14 protein-coding genes are annotated in these 14,766 nt (G+C 70.3%); 11 read left to right on the top strand and 3 right to left on the bottom strand.

From position 1 onward, the window contains the following. Positions 1–45: 45 nt before the first annotated feature. Positions 46–1,101 (bottom strand): LPXTG cell wall anchor domain-containing protein, encoded by a 1,056-nt coding sequence (locus tag ABD285_RS13295; RefSeq protein WP_344202966.1) that lies wholly within the window; start codon positions 1,099–1,101, stop codon positions 46–48. Between the two features lie 152 nt (positions 1,102–1,253). Here ABD285_RS13295 and lepA point away from each other — a divergent pair, with 152 nt between their 5' ends. Both lepA and ABD285_RS13285 read left to right on the top strand, forming a co-directional pair. Beyond that, the gene (gene lepA, locus ABD285_RS13290) at positions 1,254–3,110 is read left to right on the top strand and encodes a translation elongation factor 4 (protein WP_344202964.1); all 1,857 of its coding nucleotides are present in this window, start codon (positions 1,254–1,256) and stop codon (positions 3,108–3,110) included. Between the two features lie 58 nt (positions 3,111–3,168). Next, the gene (locus tag ABD285_RS13285) at positions 3,169–3,528 is read left to right on the top strand and encodes an NINE protein (RefSeq protein WP_284255111.1); all 360 of its coding nucleotides are present in this window, start codon (positions 3,169–3,171) and stop codon (positions 3,526–3,528) included. A 26-nt stretch (positions 3,529–3,554) separates the two neighbouring features. Here ABD285_RS13285 and ABD285_RS13280 read toward each other — a convergent pair whose 3' ends face one another. Beyond that, the gene (locus ABD285_RS13280; protein WP_284255112.1) at positions 3,555–4,961 is read right to left on the bottom strand and encodes an MFS transporter; all 1,407 of its coding nucleotides are present in this window, start codon (positions 4,959–4,961) and stop codon (positions 3,555–3,557) included. Positions 4,962–5,017: 56 nt separating this feature from the next. Between ABD285_RS13280 and ABD285_RS13275 the strand changes: the two genes are divergently transcribed. From ABD285_RS13275 to hemW, 4 genes are all read left to right on the top strand, one after another. Beyond that, positions 5,018–5,410: an MmcQ/YjbR family DNA-binding protein gene (locus tag ABD285_RS13275; protein WP_284255113.1), complete on the top strand. Its 393-nt coding sequence runs from the start codon at positions 5,018–5,020 to the stop codon at positions 5,408–5,410. After that, positions 5,410–6,063 carry a DUF1990 domain-containing protein gene (locus tag ABD285_RS13270; protein ID WP_344202961.1) on the top strand — a complete coding sequence of 218 codons (654 nt, stop codon included), beginning with the start codon at positions 5,410–5,412 and terminating at the stop codon, positions 6,061–6,063. The genes ABD285_RS13275 and ABD285_RS13270 overlap by 1 nt, the downstream gene beginning before the upstream one ends. 122 nt (positions 6,064–6,185) lie before the next feature. Further along, the gene (locus tag ABD285_RS13265; protein ID WP_284255115.1) at positions 6,186–7,904 is read left to right on the top strand and encodes an amidohydrolase family protein; all 1,719 of its coding nucleotides are present in this window, start codon (positions 6,186–6,188) and stop codon (positions 7,902–7,904) included. A gap of 84 nt (positions 7,905–7,988) precedes the next feature. Beyond that, positions 7,989–9,200 carry a radical SAM family heme chaperone HemW gene (gene hemW, locus ABD285_RS13260; RefSeq protein ID WP_344202959.1) on the top strand — a complete coding sequence of 404 codons (1,212 nt, stop codon included), beginning with the start codon at positions 7,989–7,991 and terminating at the stop codon, positions 9,198–9,200. A 59-nt stretch (positions 9,201–9,259) separates the two neighbouring features. On the opposite strand, the gene ABD285_RS13255 is transcribed toward hemW, so the two are convergent. Continuing rightward, a complete protein-coding gene (locus ABD285_RS13255) occupies positions 9,260–9,670 on the bottom strand; it encodes a DUF4870 domain-containing protein (protein WP_284255116.1) in 411 nt (136 codons plus the stop codon). Between the two features lie 205 nt (positions 9,671–9,875). Between ABD285_RS13255 and hrcA the strand changes: the two genes are divergently transcribed. The 5 genes from hrcA to ABD285_RS13230 all read left to right on the top strand — a co-directional run bounded on the left by hrcA (position 9,876) and on the right by ABD285_RS13230 (position 14,759). After that, the gene (gene hrcA / locus ABD285_RS13250; RefSeq protein WP_284255117.1) at positions 9,876–10,898 is read left to right on the top strand and encodes a heat-inducible transcriptional repressor HrcA; all 1,023 of its coding nucleotides are present in this window, start codon (positions 9,876–9,878) and stop codon (positions 10,896–10,898) included. A 7-nt stretch (positions 10,899–10,905) separates the two neighbouring features. Continuing rightward, positions 10,906–12,018, top strand: coding sequence for a molecular chaperone DnaJ (gene dnaJ / locus ABD285_RS13245; protein WP_284255118.1), 1,113 nt, complete (start codon positions 10,906–10,908; stop codon positions 12,016–12,018). 164 nt (positions 12,019–12,182) lie between these two features. After that, positions 12,183–12,884, top strand: coding sequence for a 16S rRNA (uracil(1498)-N(3))-methyltransferase (locus ABD285_RS13240; RefSeq protein ID WP_344202956.1), 702 nt, complete (start codon positions 12,183–12,185; stop codon positions 12,882–12,884). After that, the gene (locus tag ABD285_RS13235) at positions 12,878–13,573 is read left to right on the top strand and encodes a phosphotransferase (RefSeq protein ID WP_284255119.1); all 696 of its coding nucleotides are present in this window, start codon (positions 12,878–12,880) and stop codon (positions 13,571–13,573) included. Before ABD285_RS13240 ends, ABD285_RS13235 begins: the two co-directional genes overlap by 7 nt. Positions 13,574–13,787: 214 nt before the next feature. After that, entirely contained in the window at positions 13,788–14,759 is a 972-nt protein-coding gene (locus tag ABD285_RS13230) for an ABC transporter substrate-binding protein (protein WP_284255120.1), read from the top strand. Positions 14,760–14,766 lie beyond the last annotated feature (7 nt).

Here is a 14,766-nt window from a genome sequence, read left to right as displayed (position 1 = left end):
GACGCGGGAGGAACGCCGGTGACGTTCCTCCCGCGTCGTGGAGCGTTACGCGTCGACGCGCCGACGCCGCCAGGCGATGACGCCGAACGCTGCACCGAAGACGAGCAGCGCCGCCGCGGCGATCAGGTAGGGGGTCGCGTCGATGCCCGTCGCGGCCAGGCTGGCGGCCGGGGCCGGGTCGGCGACCGTGAACGTGCCCACGGCCGAGAAGGTCGAGGTCTCGCCATAGGCGCCGAGCGTGTAGGTGCCCGCGGTGAAGCCGGTCGGAGCGACGAAGTGCACGCTGACCGTGCCGTTCGCGTCGGCCGCGACCGGGGCGCCGTAGCTGTCGCCGGACTGGCCGCTGCCGTAGCCGAAGTCCACGAGCTCACCGGGCACGAAGCCGGTGAAGGTCGCGTCGATGCCCGTCGAGGTGACCTGCTTGGTGGTGAGCGACGTGGCCGACAGCGTCGCCGTCGGAGCGGCCATGAAGTCGGTGGTGACGCCGTCCCAGGTGACGGTGTGCAGCGTCGTGGTGAAGCTCGAGTCCACATAGAACCCGTACGCCAGGATCGTGTACGGCGTCGTATCGCCCGACAGGTAGGTCTCGAGGTCGGCGAGCGCGAAGTGGCTCGTGTTCGCGGTGTACTGCACGGTGCCGGCGCGGGAGATGTCCTGCGTCGAATGCCAGGTCGTCGTGTGCAGGGCGCCCGGCGTGATGTCGTCGGGCACGAGCGTCGTGAACCCGGTCGGGCTGGCGGCGTCGGTCGCGTCGGTGTTGGTGAAGATCGGGATCTGGAAGGCCGCGGGCCCGTCGGCCGTGAACGACGCCCCCGAGACGAGGTTGGCGAGCCCGGTCGTCGGCGTGTCGCCGTTGAGCGGCTGCGCGTTGCCGTTCACCGTCAGACCGGTCGGAACGCTCGTGTAGGTGCCCACGGGGGCGGTCACGTTCCCCTTGAACCACTGGTGCGGGTAGGGCGAGGCCTCCGCCACGAACTGGCTCGCCGTCACGTACTGGGTGCTGGGAGCGGGGATCGCGAACGCCGGCGTGGCAGCCGCAAGGGCCGCTGCACCGAGGAGGGCGGTCGCCGCGGAGGCCGCGACGAGTCGGGTGAGCTTCATGTGATCCGTTCTGCTGGGCTGCAAAGGAGAACTCCGGAATCGAGATTCGTTCGCACTATATGGTTTCACCTAGAAAACATCAAGGCGGCACTCCGAGTCGCGTTCTCCCGCGGCGCAGCCGGCCTCCGCCGCGAATGAGACAATGGCCCGTCATGTCTCCGCGCGCCCTGAAGCCTCTCGAACCGGCTGCGACCGACCCCGCGCGTATCCGGAACTTCTGCATCATCGCGCACATCGATCACGGCAAGTCGACCCTGGCCGACCGCATGCTGCAGATCACGGGCGTCGTCAGCGACCGCGACATGCGCGCCCAGTATCTGGACCGCATGGACATCGAGCGCGAGCGCGGCATCACGATCAAGTCGCAGGCGGTCCGGATGCCGTGGCAGGCCGCCGACGGGACGTATGCCCTGAACATGATCGACACTCCCGGGCACGTCGACTTCACGTACGAGGTGAGCCGGTCGCTCGCGGCGTGCGAGGGCGCCATCCTGCTGGTGGATGCCGCCCAGGGCATCGAGGCCCAGACCCTCGCCAACCTGTACCTGGCTCTCGAGAACGACCTCGAGATCATCCCCGTGCTCAACAAGATCGATCTGCCGTCGGCCGAGCCGGAGAAGTACGCCCGTGAGCTGGCGCAGCTCATCGGCGGCGACCCCGCGGACGTGCTCAAGGTGAGCGGCAAGACGGGGGAGGGCGTCGAGGCCCTGCTCGACCGGGTGGTGGAGCGGATCCCGGCTCCGGTGGGCGTGAAGGACGCACCGGCGCGTGCGATGATCTTCGACTCGGTGTACGACGCCTACCGCGGCGTCGTCACCTACGTGCGCATGGTCGACGGCGAGCTGAGCCCGCGCGAGCGCATCCAGATGATGTCGACCCGGGCGACCCACGACATCCTGGAGATCGGGGTCTCGAGCCCCGAGCCGACCCCGTCGAAGGGTCTCGGCGTCGGCGAGGTCGGCTACCTCATCACGGGCGTCAAGGACGTGCGCCAGTCGAAGGTCGGCGACACCGTCACGACGGCGGTCAAGCCGGCGACCGAGGCCCTGCTCGGCTACACCGATCCGCTGCCGATGGTCTTCTCGGGCATCTACCCGATCGACGGCTCCGACTACCCGGAGCTGCGCGAGGCGCTCGACAAGCTCAAGCTGTCGGATGCCGCGCTGCAGTACGAACCCGAGACGAGCGTCGCGCTCGGCTTCGGGTTCCGCTGCGGCTTCCTCGGCCTCCTGCACCTGGAGATCATCACCGAACGCCTGCGCCGCGAGTTCGATCTCGACCTCATCACGACGGCGCCGAGCGTGCCGTACCAGGTCACGACCGAGGACCGGAAGACGGTCACCGTGACCAACCCGAGCGAGTACCCGACGGGGGCGAAGATCGCCGAGGTGCTCGAGCCCGTCGTCAACGCCTCGATCCTCGCGCCGAAGGACTACGTCGGCACGATCATGGACCTCTGCCAGAACCGCCGCGGCACGATGAAGTCGATGGACTTCCTCGGCGAGGACCGCGTCGAGCTCAAGTACACGCTCCCGCTCGGCGAGATCGTCTTCGACTTCTTCGACCAGCTGAAGTCGCGCACCCAGGGCTACGCCTCGCTCGACTACGAGCCCGCGGGGGAGGCGCCGGGCGACCTCGTGAAGGTCGACATCCTGCTCCAGGGCGAGACGGTCGACGCGTTCAGCGCCATCGTGCACAAGGACAAGGCGTACGCCTACGGCACCATGATGGCCACGCGGCTGCGGGAGCTGATCCCGCGGCAGCAGTTCGAGGTCCCGATCCAGGCCGCGATCGGCGCCCGCATCATCGCGCGCGAGAACATCCGCGCGATGCGCAAGGACGTGCTCGCCAAGTGCTACGGCGGCGACATCACCCGCAAGCGCAAGCTGCTCGAGAAGCAGAAGGAGGGCAAGAAGCGGATGAAGATGGTCGGCCGCGTCGAGGTGCCCCAGGAGGCGTTCATCGCCGCGCTCTCCGGCGACGTGGAGACGTCGAAGAAGGACAGATAGCGCTCGCCGCACCATCCGCTGATTTGACGCGATCGTCCGCGCTGGCCACCATGGCGACATGACGACGGCGCCTCCCGGCTGGTACACCGACCCGCGCGACCCGTCGACGGAGCACTGGTGGGACGGCACCACCTACACCCACGCGCGTCCGCGCATGATGCAGCCTCCGGCGCCGTATCCGGCTGCGCGCGCGTACCCGGTCTCGCCGAAGAGCCGCCTCGTCGCGACGCTGCTCAGCTTCTTCCTCGGCGGGCTCGGCGTCGACCGCTTCTATCTCGGGAACATCGGGATGGGCGTGGCGAAGCTGCTGGTCGGCTGGATCACCTTCGGCATCTGGCCGCTCGTCGACTTCATCGTCGTCGTCGCGGGGGCCGCTCACGACGGGGACGGTCTGCCGGTGCTCGACTGGCAGGCCTGATCCCCGCGAGCGCGGCCTGACGGGCGTCAGCCGCGCGCCCGCCCGCGCGCGACGACGGGGATCCGCCGGTCGAGCGTGGTCATGAGCAGCGCCCCGACGCCGATCGCGACGAGCACCCAGGCGACCGCGTGGAATCCGGCATCCGAGACCCGGCTGCCGAACGAGAGGCTGATGACGCTCGCCGAGAAGATCGCGCCGAGGTAGGACGCGGTGCGGTAGAGGCCCGACGCCACCGCGAACGTCTCCGACGGGGACTGCACGTACAGCGTCGTCTGGTTCGCGAAGTTGCTGAGGCCGTTGGTCGTGCCGAACAGCAGCGTCAGCCCGAGCAGCACGAGCACGCCCGCGCGGTGGTCGATGAACAGCGCGGCGACGCCCGTGCCGATGAGCGCGACCGCACCGACGATGAGCGGCCAGCGCACCCAGCCGCGCACCGACACGATGCGGGCCAGCACGATGCCCGTGCCGGACAGCGGCAGCAGGAGCAGGCCCACCTCGAACGCGGAGTACCCGGCCGCGTCCTCCATCCACTGGCTGATCCCGTAGAGGCCGGTGTACACGCCGAGGCCGACGATGATCTGGCGCAGGTAGGTGCGCTGCAGCGGGCCGTTGGCCGCCAGCATCCGGATGTCGACGAGCGGCTGGGAGGTGCGTCGCTCCCACAGCACGAACCCTGCGGTCGCGGCGACGAAGACCGGCAGGAGCCACCAGAGCGGAGCCCGCAGGTCGGACAGGAACAGCAGCAGGCTCACGATCGCCGCGGCGAACAGCGCGATGCCCGGGATGTCGACGGCCGCCACCAGCGCACGCCCCCGGGCGCGCTTGCGACGGGCCTCGTCTTTCGCGATGCCGAAGAAGGCGAAGAGGAAGACGCCGACGGCGAGCGGGATGTTGACGAGGAAGAGGGCGCGCCATCCGAACAGTCCGGTCAGCACCCCGCCGATCGGCAGCCCGAGCACGACCGTGATCTGCGCGGCGATCGAGAAGTTGCCGATCACCCGGCTGGGCACACCGACGCCGAGCGACTCGGCGCGGCGGCGCACGAGCGCCATCCCGGTCGGATAGGCGGCCGAACTGCCGACGCCGATGAGGGCCCGCGAGACGAGCAGCACCCAGAACTGCGGCGCGGTCGCGCCGACGATGCCGCCCGCCGCGAGGATCGCGATGCCGACGAGGAAGATCCGGCGCGGGCCGAAGAGCTGCGCGAGCTTGCCCATCGTCGGCTGGGCGACCGAACTGCACAGATAGAGCACGGAGACGAGCGCGGCGCTCTGGCCGGGCCCGACGTGGAAGTCGCGCGCGATCGCGGCGAGGCCGGTCGCGAGCATCGAGCTGTTGATCGGGTTGAGGGTCGAGCCCAGCAGGAGCGGGATCGTGAAGCGTGCCGGAAAGGGCTTCGCCGGCGACGGCGTCGACGAGAGCTTCTGGGTCACTGGCTCCGGTATACCCGCTCCGTGACGCCTCCGCCGACGCGGCGTAGCGTGGCGCCATGGCGACCTGGGACGACGTCCGGGAGCTGGCGATGGCGCTTCCCGACGTCGAGGAGACGACGAAGTGGGGCAACCGCACCTGGGCGGTCAAGCGCGGTTTCGTGTGGGAGCGGCCGCTGCGGGCGAAGGAGATCGAGGAGGTCGGCGAGCAGGAGGGGCCGATCCTCGGTGCGCGGGTCGCGCACGAGCACGAGAAGCAGGCGCTCCTGGCCGAGGACGTCGGCGTCTTCTTCACCATCTCGCACTTCGACGGATATCCGGCGGTGCTCGTGCGGCTGAACCGCATCACCCGTCGCCGCCTCGGCGAACTCGTGGTGAGCGCGTGGTGCGAGGTGGCACCGCACACGATCGTGGCGCAGTACCTCCGGGAGCATCCCCTTACCCTGGAGTGATGGCCGCGACCCCGCTCTGGAAGGTGCCCGTGACCTACGGCGCGATCGGGGCGACGCAGGAGCCGGACCTGCTCCGGTACCCCCCGACGGGCTACCGCCCGCTCGAGCGCCGGGTGCGGATCGGGCACGGCGACGAGCGCTGGCGATTCGCGTGGACCGAGGCTATGAGCTGGGGCATCCAGCGTCGATCGGGGCTGAAGGTGGAGCAGCAGCCGGTGCCGGCCGAGGCGCGGGTCGCTGCGTACACGCCCGTCGCGTTCGACGCCGACGGGGTTCCCGTGCAACCGGCGGTCGTCGGGGGAGCCTCCGAGACGGTGTATTCCGCGGACGGCACGCCCCTGCTGCAGCCCGGCGACACAGCCAAGCTCCGGATGGCGTTGTGGCCGTTCCCGATCCCGGCACGCGTGGTGTACGTGATCGATGAGCCGACCCGGCGCGGATTCGCCTACGGCACGCTGCCCGGGCATCCGGAGCGCGGGGAGGAGGCGTTCGTGGTCGAGCGCCAGCCCGACGGGTCGGTGTGGCTCGTGATCCGGGCGTTCTCACGTCCGTCGAACGCCCTCATGTGGATCGCGTACCCGGTCGCCCGCCTGCTGCAGGCCTTCTACACGGCTCGTTACGAGCGCTCGCTGACGGGACCGATCGGCGGCTGAGCTCCCGCAATCGGTTGTGGTACGCCGTTCACTGTCGCTAAGTTCGTGCAGCAGGGGTTAACGGTCTCGCTGGTCATGAAGGTCGCCCCCTCGTTGTCAATGTCGACAGAAGGAGCAGCACCATGGCGAAAAGCACACATGGACGCGGTGTCGAAGGGATCTCCCGTCGGGGGCTCATCATCGGCGGCGGCGCGGCGGCGGCGGCCGCGACCCTCGGGGCCGCGTCGCCGGCGATGGCCGCATCAGCGGACAAGCCGACCGACGGCGGCGGCGACCTCCTGCTGGTCAACGGCAGGATCCACCTCGGCGACGAGCACGACACCGTCGTCGGCGAGGTGCGCATCCGGGACGGACGTTTCGTCGCGCTCGGCAAGGACGCCCAGAAGGCCGGCGGCCAGGCAACCCGCATCGATCTCGGCGGCCGCACCGTCATCCCGGGCATCGTCGACTCGCACAACCACATCGTGCTGGTGGGCAACCGGCCCGGGTATCACGAGCTGCTCGAGGACGTCTTCACGATCCCGGATGCCGTGGCGCGACTGCAGGCGCGCGCCGCTCACGTGCCGGCCGGCCAGTTCATCACGACGGTGGGGCCCATCTCGGCGATGCAGTTCCGCGAGGGACGGCTGCCGAACCTGACCGAGCTCAGCGCCGTCAACCGCCCGGTGTTCCTCGAGGCCGCACAGGGCGGCGTCGTCACGAACCAGCTCGGCAAGGACTACTTCGAGAGCAAGGGCATCGCGGTCGGAGCGACCGGAACGCTGAGCGGCAGCGCCTTCGGCACCGGCGCCGCCGGGCAGGCGCTCCTCGCGCTGCGGCAGGACTTCCTCACCGACGACAGCCGCGAGCGCACCACCCTCGGCGCCCTGCAGTACTACGCGGGGCTCGGCATCACGACGCACTTCGACTCCGGCGCCTTCCACACCGACGAGCCGAGCGGCGCCATCTTCAACGAGAACAAGTACACGATGCACAAGCCGTTCCTCGCGCTGAACCGGGCCCAGAAGCTGCCGGTGCGCCTGCGCGTGGACTTCGCCGAGGAGGACATGGATGCCTCGGTGCCGCAACTGACGCAGCGGCTGAAGGACTCGTTCCCGTTCTTCGGCAACGACATGCTCCGCACCGGTGCGATCGGCGAGTGGACGGCCGGCGGCCTCACCGGCATGGGAACGCCGGTCTGGCTCGAGGGCACGCGGGCGGTCGCGAAGGCGCGCTGGCGCAATGAGAACCACTCGCTGACGACCGCCGACTTCAAGGCCATCATCGACGGCTGGAACCAGGTCAACCAGGAGTTCCCGATCACGGACCTGCGGTGGGTCGTCGCGCATGTGCCGTTCATCACCGCCGAGTACGTGCAGAAGCTCAAGGGCCTCGGCGGCGGTCTCAAGGTCGGCTGGGGTGCGGTGCGCAGCGGCGCCCTGCAGGGTCCGCCCTACCGGACGATCCTGTCGAGCGGGATCCCGACGGCCTACCACTCCGACGGCGGTGACATCACCGTCATCAACCCCTGGCTGAACCTGTACACGATGGTCACGGGCAAGAACCTCCGCGGAGACCTCATCAACGAGGGGCAGGCGATCAGCCGCGTCGACGCCATCCGTCTCGCCACCTCGACGTCCTCGTGGTTCCTGCAGGAGGATGACCTGGGCGACGGGATCAAGGTCGGCAACCACGCGGATCTCGCCGTGCTCGACCGCGACTTCTTCTCGGTGCCCGAGTCGCAGATCACCGGCACGAAGTCGGTGCTCACCATCGTGGGCGGCGACATCGTGCACGATGCGGGCGTGCTGCCCGCACCGCGCGGCGGCTGGGAGGACGGGCTCCACCGGTACGGCCACTAGGGCGCCGGTCCGGTCGGCGGCGCGATGCCCGCCGCCGGCCGGACCCGCTCAGCCGCGCCCGACGGGAACTGCGAGGATCGGGTCATGCCGTCAGCGCTGCCCATCGCGGATCCCGCCCCGGCCGATGGGATGCTGCCCGCATCGGCGGCCGCGGGCTGGCGCGAGCGCGATCTGGGCGTCTACGTGCACGTGCCGTTCTGCCGGGTGCGTTGCGGGTACTGCGACTTCAACACGTACACGGCGCAGGAGATCCGGGGGGTCAGGCAGAGCGACTACCCCGGTCAGGCGATCGCCGAGCTGGACCTCGCACAGCGGGTGCTCGGTGCGATGGCGCGTCCCGCGGCGACGGTGTTCTTCGGCGGGGGCACGCCGACCCTGCTGCCGGCCGAGGCCCTCGGCCGGATGCTGGCCGGCATCCGGGATCGCTTCGGGCTCGCCCCCGGTGCGGAGGTCACGACCGAGGCGAACCCCGACTCGGTCGACGCCGCCGCGCTCGCGCAGCTCGCCGAGGCGGGCTTCACCCGCGTGAGCTTCGGCATGCAGTCGGCGGTGCCGCACGTGCTCGCCACCCTCGACCGCACGCACGACCCCGAGCGCATCCCCCTCGTCGTGCAGTGGGCGCGCGAGGCCGGGCTGCAGGTCAGCCTCGACCTCATCTACGGCACGCCGGGGGAGTCGCTCGAGGACTGGGCCGCGTCGATCGACCTCGCGCTCGCGCAGCGTCCGGATCACCTGAGCGCGTACGCGCTCATCGTCGAGCCCGGCACGCGCCTGCACCGCGACATCGCGCGCGGGCGCATCGCCCAGCCCGATGACGACCTCCAGGCCGACATGTACGACCTCGCCGACGAGCGGCTGACGGATGCCGGCCTCGCCTGGTACGAGGTGAGCAACTGGGCGACCGACCCCGCGCATCGCTCCCGGCACAACCTCGCCTACTGGACGGGGCAGGACTGGTGGGGCGTCGGCCCGGGCGCGCACAGCCACGTCGGCGGGGTGCGCTGGTGGAATGTCAAGCATCCGGCGGCGTACGCGGAGCGGATCGCGGGCGGAGCGTCACCGGCGGCGGGCCGCGAGACGCTGGACGACGACGCCCGGCGACTCGAGCGCATCCTGCTGGGCACGCGCATCGCCGACGGGCTGCCGATCGAGGCGCTCGAGCAGAACGGGCGCTCCGCGGTCGCGGCGCTCATCGCGGAGGGACTCGTCGACGGTCGCACGGCGATCGACGGTCGGGTCGCGCTCACCCGCCGGGGCCGGCTGCTCGCGGATGCCGTAGTGCGCCGCCTCACCTGACCCCCCCCGCGCGCAGAAGCGCCGGGCCCCGAAGGACCCGGCGCCTCGAGCGTCGCGCGCTACTTGATGACGCGGATCGCGAAGGGGTAGCGGTAGCTGGTCTTCTGGCCGCCGCTGAGCTGCACGCCGCCGATGATCGAGAAGATCAGGTTGACGATGAGCGCCGCCCAGGCGATGAGGCCGAGCAGGAGGCTGATGATCCAGCCGACGAACGGGATGAAGGCGAAGAAGATCGAGAGGATCCAGGCCGCGACGACGATCACCGAGATGTTGATCGTCCAGTTCAGGTTCTCCTTGCTCTGCTCGGCGATGCGCGGACCGCGGTCCTTGAACGCGAAGTAGAAGATCAGCGCCGGGATGAGAAGGATGATGTTGAGGAACGTCGCCAGCGTGGCGTACTGCTTGTCCTCGGCCTCCGAGAACGGAGCAGCCGGCTGCGGCTGAGGTGCAGGGGCGGCAGGCTCGGTCATGGGTAGTTGCCTTTCGTTGGGTGCTGTCGACTTCGACAGCGGGGAAAGTGCACGGGCTCGCGCTCGTCGCGTCCCGTGGGGAGCGGCACAAGCACGACCACAAGATAGCGGCACCGGGAACGGCGAGGCAACGATTTCGTCACGCGCCTGCGGCTACGATTGGCAGTCGGTATCGTCGAGTGCTAAGCGATGGAGGGCGGTGGCCATGGTCTCGGAACGCGGACTCGCAGTGCTCCGGGTCATCGTGCAGGACTACGTCGCCTCCCGTGAACCGGTCGGGTCGAAGTCGATCGTCGAGCGGCACGCCTTCGGGGTCTCGTCGGCGACCATCCGCAACGACATGGCGCTGCTCGAGGAGGAGGAGCTCATCGCGGCCCCGCACACCTCGTCCGGGCGGGTGCCGACCGACAAGGGCTACCGCGTCTTCGTCGACGAGCTGACCGAGCTGCGCCCGCTGACGAACGCGCAGCGCACGGCGATCGAGACGTTCCTCGGCGACGCGGTCGACCTCGACGACGTGCTCGCGCGCACCGTGCGCACCCTCTCGCAGCTCACGAACCAGGTCGCGCTCGCGCAGTACCCATCGTTCGGCAGCGCCCGGGTGCGGCACATCGAGGTGGTCGGACTCGCGCCCACCCGCCTCATGACCGTGCTGATCACCGACACCGGTCGGGTCGATCAGCGCCTCGTCGAGGTGCCGCAGCCGCTCGACGCGGAGGGCGTCGCCGCGCTGCGCGAGCGCCTCAACGAGCAGCTGGGCGGGCTCGCGCTCGCCGAGGCCGCGGGTCGGCTGCACGCGCTCCCGGATGCCTTCCCGCCCGAGCGCGCCGACGTCGTCAACGCCGTGGTCGGCAGCCTCGGCGAGCAGGTCGCCGCCAACCGGCAGGACCGCCTGGTGATGGCGGGGGCCGCGAACCTCGCCCGCACCGAGGGCGACTTCACCGGCAGCATCTTCCCCGTGCTCGAGGCGATCGAGCAGCAGGTCACGTTGCTGCACCTGTTCTCGGAGATGGAGCTCGAGGACGACGCGGTGCAGACGCGCATCGGCCGGGAGATGGCCGGGTACGGCCTCGGCGAGGCGAGCGTGGTCGCGAGCGGGTATACGGCATCCGGCGGCAGCGTCGCGCACCTCGGGGTGCTCGGCCCGACCCGCATGGACTATTCGAACAACATGGCAGCCGTCCGCGCGGTCGCGCGGTATCTCAGCCGGCTGCTCGGTGAGGACTAGATAACGCGTGGCTGACCACTACGAGACCCTCGGCGTCTCTCGCGATGCGAGCCCCGAGGAGATCAAGAAGGCGTACCGCCGGCTTGCACGGGAGCTGCATCCCGACGTCAATCCGAGCGAGGAGGCGTCCGAGCGCTTCAAGGGCGTGACGCACGCGTACGACGTGCTGAGCGATCCGGAGCAGCGCGAGCGCTACGACCTCGGCGGGTCCGGCAACCCGTTCAGCGGCGGCGCCAGCGGAGGCTTCGGGTTCGGCGACATCTTCGAGACGTTCTTCGGCGCGGCGCAGCAGCGCTCGAGCGGGCCGCGATCGCGCCGCGAGCGGGGTCAGGACGCCCTGCTGCGCATCGAGGTCGAGCTCGCCGACGTCGTGTTCGGCGTCGCGCGCGAGTTCGAGGTCGACACGGCCGTGGTCTGCCCGACCTGCTCCGGTTCGTGCTGCGCGCCCGGCACCCAGCCGGTGACCTGCGACATCTGCGGCGGCACGGGGTCGATCCAGCGCACCGTGCGCTCGCTTCTCGGCAACGTCATGACGTCGTCGCCGTGCGGCACGTGCCGCGGCTACGGCACCGTGATCCCGAACCCGTGCCCGACGTGCGCCGGCCAGGGTCGCGTGCGGGCCAAGCGCACCGTGCACGTCGACGTGCCCTCCGGCGTCGACACGGGGCTGCGGCTGCACCTGCCCGGCGAGGGCGAGGCCGGCCCCGCCGGCGGCCCGAACGGCGACCTCTATCTCGAGGTGAAGGTCAAGCATCACGACACGTTCAGCCGCAGCGGCGACGACCTGCTCGCGACGCTCGAGGTGCAGATGACGGATGCCGTGCTCGGCACCACCGCGACGCTGCAGGGGCTCGACGGCGAGGTCTCGGTCGAGGTGAAGCCGGGCACCCAGAGCGCCGACATCGTCACGGTCAAGGATCGTGGCATCACCCGGCTGCGCGGCGGCGGGCGGGGCGATCTGAAGGTCGGCATCCAGGTCGTCACTCCCGTGCGGCTGAACAGCAAGGAGCAGGAGCTCATGAAGCAGTTCGCGGCGTCGCGGCGCCCGGTGCCTCCCGAGTTCTCGACCTTCCAGCAGGGCCTGTTCGCGAAGCTGCGCGACCGCTTCCTCAACATCTGACGCCGCACGCCCGACGCCGCCGCGATCCGGTTCCCATTCCGAAATGCAGGAGCGGCGCGCCCTGCAAGCGGCTGACCGCCCGCGGACACGGCATCCGGGTGCCTTCCCTCCTGCATTTCGGAAGGGATGACTCGAGCGTCGCCCGCGAGTGGGAGGGTGGAGACGTGGCCTCCCTGTACCTGGATCCCGACCTGGAGCCGGCGGATGCCGAGGTCGGCGCCCGCGTGCGCCTGCGGGGTGACGAGGCGCGGCACGCGATCGCCGTCGCGCGCGTGCGCCCGGGGGAGCGGCTCGCCATCGCCGACGGCGCCGGGTTCGTGGTGCGGGGTCCCGTCGTCGACGTCGCCTCCGGTGAGCTCAGCATCGAGGTCGACGACGTGCAGCACGACCCGGAGCCCGAGCCGCGGCTCTGGCTCGCCCAGGCTCTCGCGAAGGGCGACCGCGACGAGCTCGCCATCCAGGCGGCGACCGAGCTCGGCGTGAGCGGCGTGATCCCCTGGCAGGCCGACCGGTCGGTGTCGCGCTGGGACGGTCCGAAGGCGGCGAAGGGACGGGAGCGCTGGGCGGCGATCGTGCGCGAGGCGACGAAGCAGTCGATCCGGTCGCGGGTTCCCGAGGTGCTGCCGCTCGGGTCGCCGCTGCCGGGGCTCGTGCTCGTGCTCGAGCCGGCCGCCGACCGGGCGTTGACCGCGGTCGAGCTGCCGGCGCAGGGCGACGTGACGCTCGTGGTCGGTCCGGAAGGGGGCCTCACCGCGAGAGAACTCGCGCTCGGCATGCCCGTGCGGCTCGGTGCGGAGGTGCTGCGCACCTCGACGGCCGGGCCCGCCGCGCTCGCCGTTCTGAACGCGCGCCTGGGCCGGTGGTGAACTCGCCCGCCCTCTCCGGGATGCCGCCGAGCGGCACGACGGTCCCCGCCCTGGTGCGCGCGGCGGCCGGCGATGACGAGCTCGAGGCCGTCTGGCTCAACGAGCTCGGCGGGCTCACCTATCGCGCCGGAGCCCGGTACCTGAAGTGGAGCCCGCCCGGCGGTCCCGACCTGACGGCGGAGCGCGCCCGGCTGGACTGGGCGTCGCCGTACCATCCCGTGCCGGAGGTGCTGCAACTGCGCGTCGACGCGGGTGCGCAGCTGCTCGTGACGCGAGCGCTGCCCGGGGCGAGCGCGGTGCTGCTCGAGCCCCGCATCGCCGCCCGCGCGCTCGGCGAGGGCCTGCGCGCCCTGCACGAGCACCTGCCGGTGGCGGCATGCCCGTTCAGCCGCTCGGCCGAGGAGCGCGGCGGCGTGAACCCTCCGCCGGTCGACGAGCCAGTGGTCGCCCACGGCGATCCGTGCGTTCCGAACACCCTCGTAGGCGCCGACGGCCGCTGGAGCGCACACGTCGACCTGGGGCGGCTGGGGCGCGCCGATCGCTGGGCCGACCTCGCGGTCGCCAGCGGCAACCTCGATCTGAACTTCGGTCCCGGGTGGCAGCCCGAGTTCTTCGCGGCGTACGGCATCGGGCGCGACGAGGAGCGCATCCGGTACTACCGGCGCCGGTGGGACACCGAAGCCGCCTGAATGTGATCCATCACATAGCCGTCGGCACGTGATGAAGCGCCGGAGTTTCGCCATTTGTGCCGGGACTCCCCGGTAAACCCGGCCCTCGCCCCGTTATCGAACCGTGATCATCGCCCTCTGGTGTGATGAGTTGTGAACGCTAACATCATGACAGCCGACGCGGTCGGATGACAGCGGGGTTGCCCCCCGGCAGCTCAATGACAAGGGAGTCACTATGAAGAAGGGTCTCGTGGCGGCCGCCGTGGTCGCCGCCATCGCCTCGCTCGCACTGGCGGGATGTTCCTCCAGCGGAGCCGGCGCGTCCGGGTCGAAGACCATCAAGGTCGGGTTCGCCCAGGAGGGCGCGGAGAGCGGCTGGCGCACCGCCAACACGAAGTCGCTGCAGGCGGCGCTCGACTCGTCGAACGGGTTCAAACTGAACTTCTCCGACGCGCAGCAGAAGCAGGAGAACCAGATCGCGGCGATCCGCTCGTTCATCACGCAGGGCGTGCAGGCGATCGTCTTCGCGCCGGTCGTCGAGACCGGCTGGACCGATGTGCTCAAGCAGGCCAAGCAGGCCAAGATCCCCGTGATCCTCGAGGACCGCGACGTCGACGCCGCCGACCACCAGTACATCGCCTCGCGCGTCGGCGACGACTTCGAGAAGGAGGGCGAGACGGCCTGCAAGTGGATCGTCGACAACTTCGCGGGCAAGAGCGCGAACATGGTCGTCCTCCAGGGCACCGCCGGATCGAGCGCCGCCAACGACCGCACCACCGGCTGCGGCAAGGTGATGAAGGGCTCCGACATCAACGTGCTGGATCAGCAGGACGGCAACTTCACCCGTGCGCAGGGCAAGACCGTGATGGAGGGCTTCCTGCAGAAGTACGGCAGCAAGATCAACATCCTGTTCGCCCAGAACGACGACATGGGCCTCGGCGCCCTGGATGCGATCAAGGCCGCCGGCATGACCCCCGGCAAGGACATCCAGATCATCACGATCGACGGCACCCACGACGGCCTGACCGCGCTGTCGAACGGCCAGTTCAACTACGTCGTCGAGTGCAACCCGCTGCTGGGCGACCAGGTGGCGCAGGTCGTGAAGGACGTCGTGGCCGGCAAGAAGGTGGACAAGCTCTACCTCGCCAAGGACGAGGCCTTCGACCAGGCCGCCGCCAAGCAGGCGCTGCCCACCCGTAAGTACTGAGTCCGCA

The organism is Pseudolysinimonas kribbensis, from assembly GCF_039531715.1.
In the GTDB taxonomy this organism is placed as follows: domain Bacteria; phylum Actinomycetota; class Actinomycetes; order Actinomycetales; family Microbacteriaceae; genus Pseudolysinimonas; species Pseudolysinimonas kribbensis.
The sequence above is the reverse complement of the archived record's forward strand: the minus strand, read 5'-3'. Positions and strand labels throughout refer to the sequence as shown.

Bases quoted from the DNA above. Each gene is read 5' to 3' on its own strand.
- ABD285_RS13295 (WP_344202966.1), bottom strand. From the start codon at position 1,101: ATGAAGCTCACCCGACTCGTCGCGGCCTCCGCGGCGACCGCCCTCCTC.
- lepA (WP_344202964.1), top strand. From the start codon at position 1,254: ATGTCTCCGCGCGCCCTGAAGCCTCTCGAACCGGCTGCGACCGACCCC.
- ABD285_RS13285 (WP_284255111.1), top strand. From the start codon at position 3,169: ATGACGACGGCGCCTCCCGGCTGGTACACCGACCCGCGCGACCCGTCG.
- ABD285_RS13275 (WP_284255113.1), top strand. From the start codon at position 5,018: ATGGCGACCTGGGACGACGTCCGGGAGCTGGCGATGGCGCTTCCCGAC.
- ABD285_RS13270 (WP_344202961.1), top strand. From the start codon at position 5,410: ATGGCCGCGACCCCGCTCTGGAAGGTGCCCGTGACCTACGGCGCGATC.
- ABD285_RS13265 (WP_284255115.1), top strand. From the start codon at position 6,186: ATGGCGAAAAGCACACATGGACGCGGTGTCGAAGGGATCTCCCGTCGG.
- hemW (WP_344202959.1), top strand. From the start codon at position 7,989: ATGCCGTCAGCGCTGCCCATCGCGGATCCCGCCCCGGCCGATGGGATG.
- ABD285_RS13255 (WP_284255116.1), bottom strand. From the start codon at position 9,670: ATGACCGAGCCTGCCGCCCCTGCACCTCAGCCGCAGCCGGCTGCTCCG.
- hrcA (WP_284255117.1), top strand. From the start codon at position 9,876: ATGGTCTCGGAACGCGGACTCGCAGTGCTCCGGGTCATCGTGCAGGAC.
- ABD285_RS13230 (WP_284255120.1), top strand. From the start codon at position 13,788: ATGAAGAAGGGTCTCGTGGCGGCCGCCGTGGTCGCCGCCATCGCCTCG.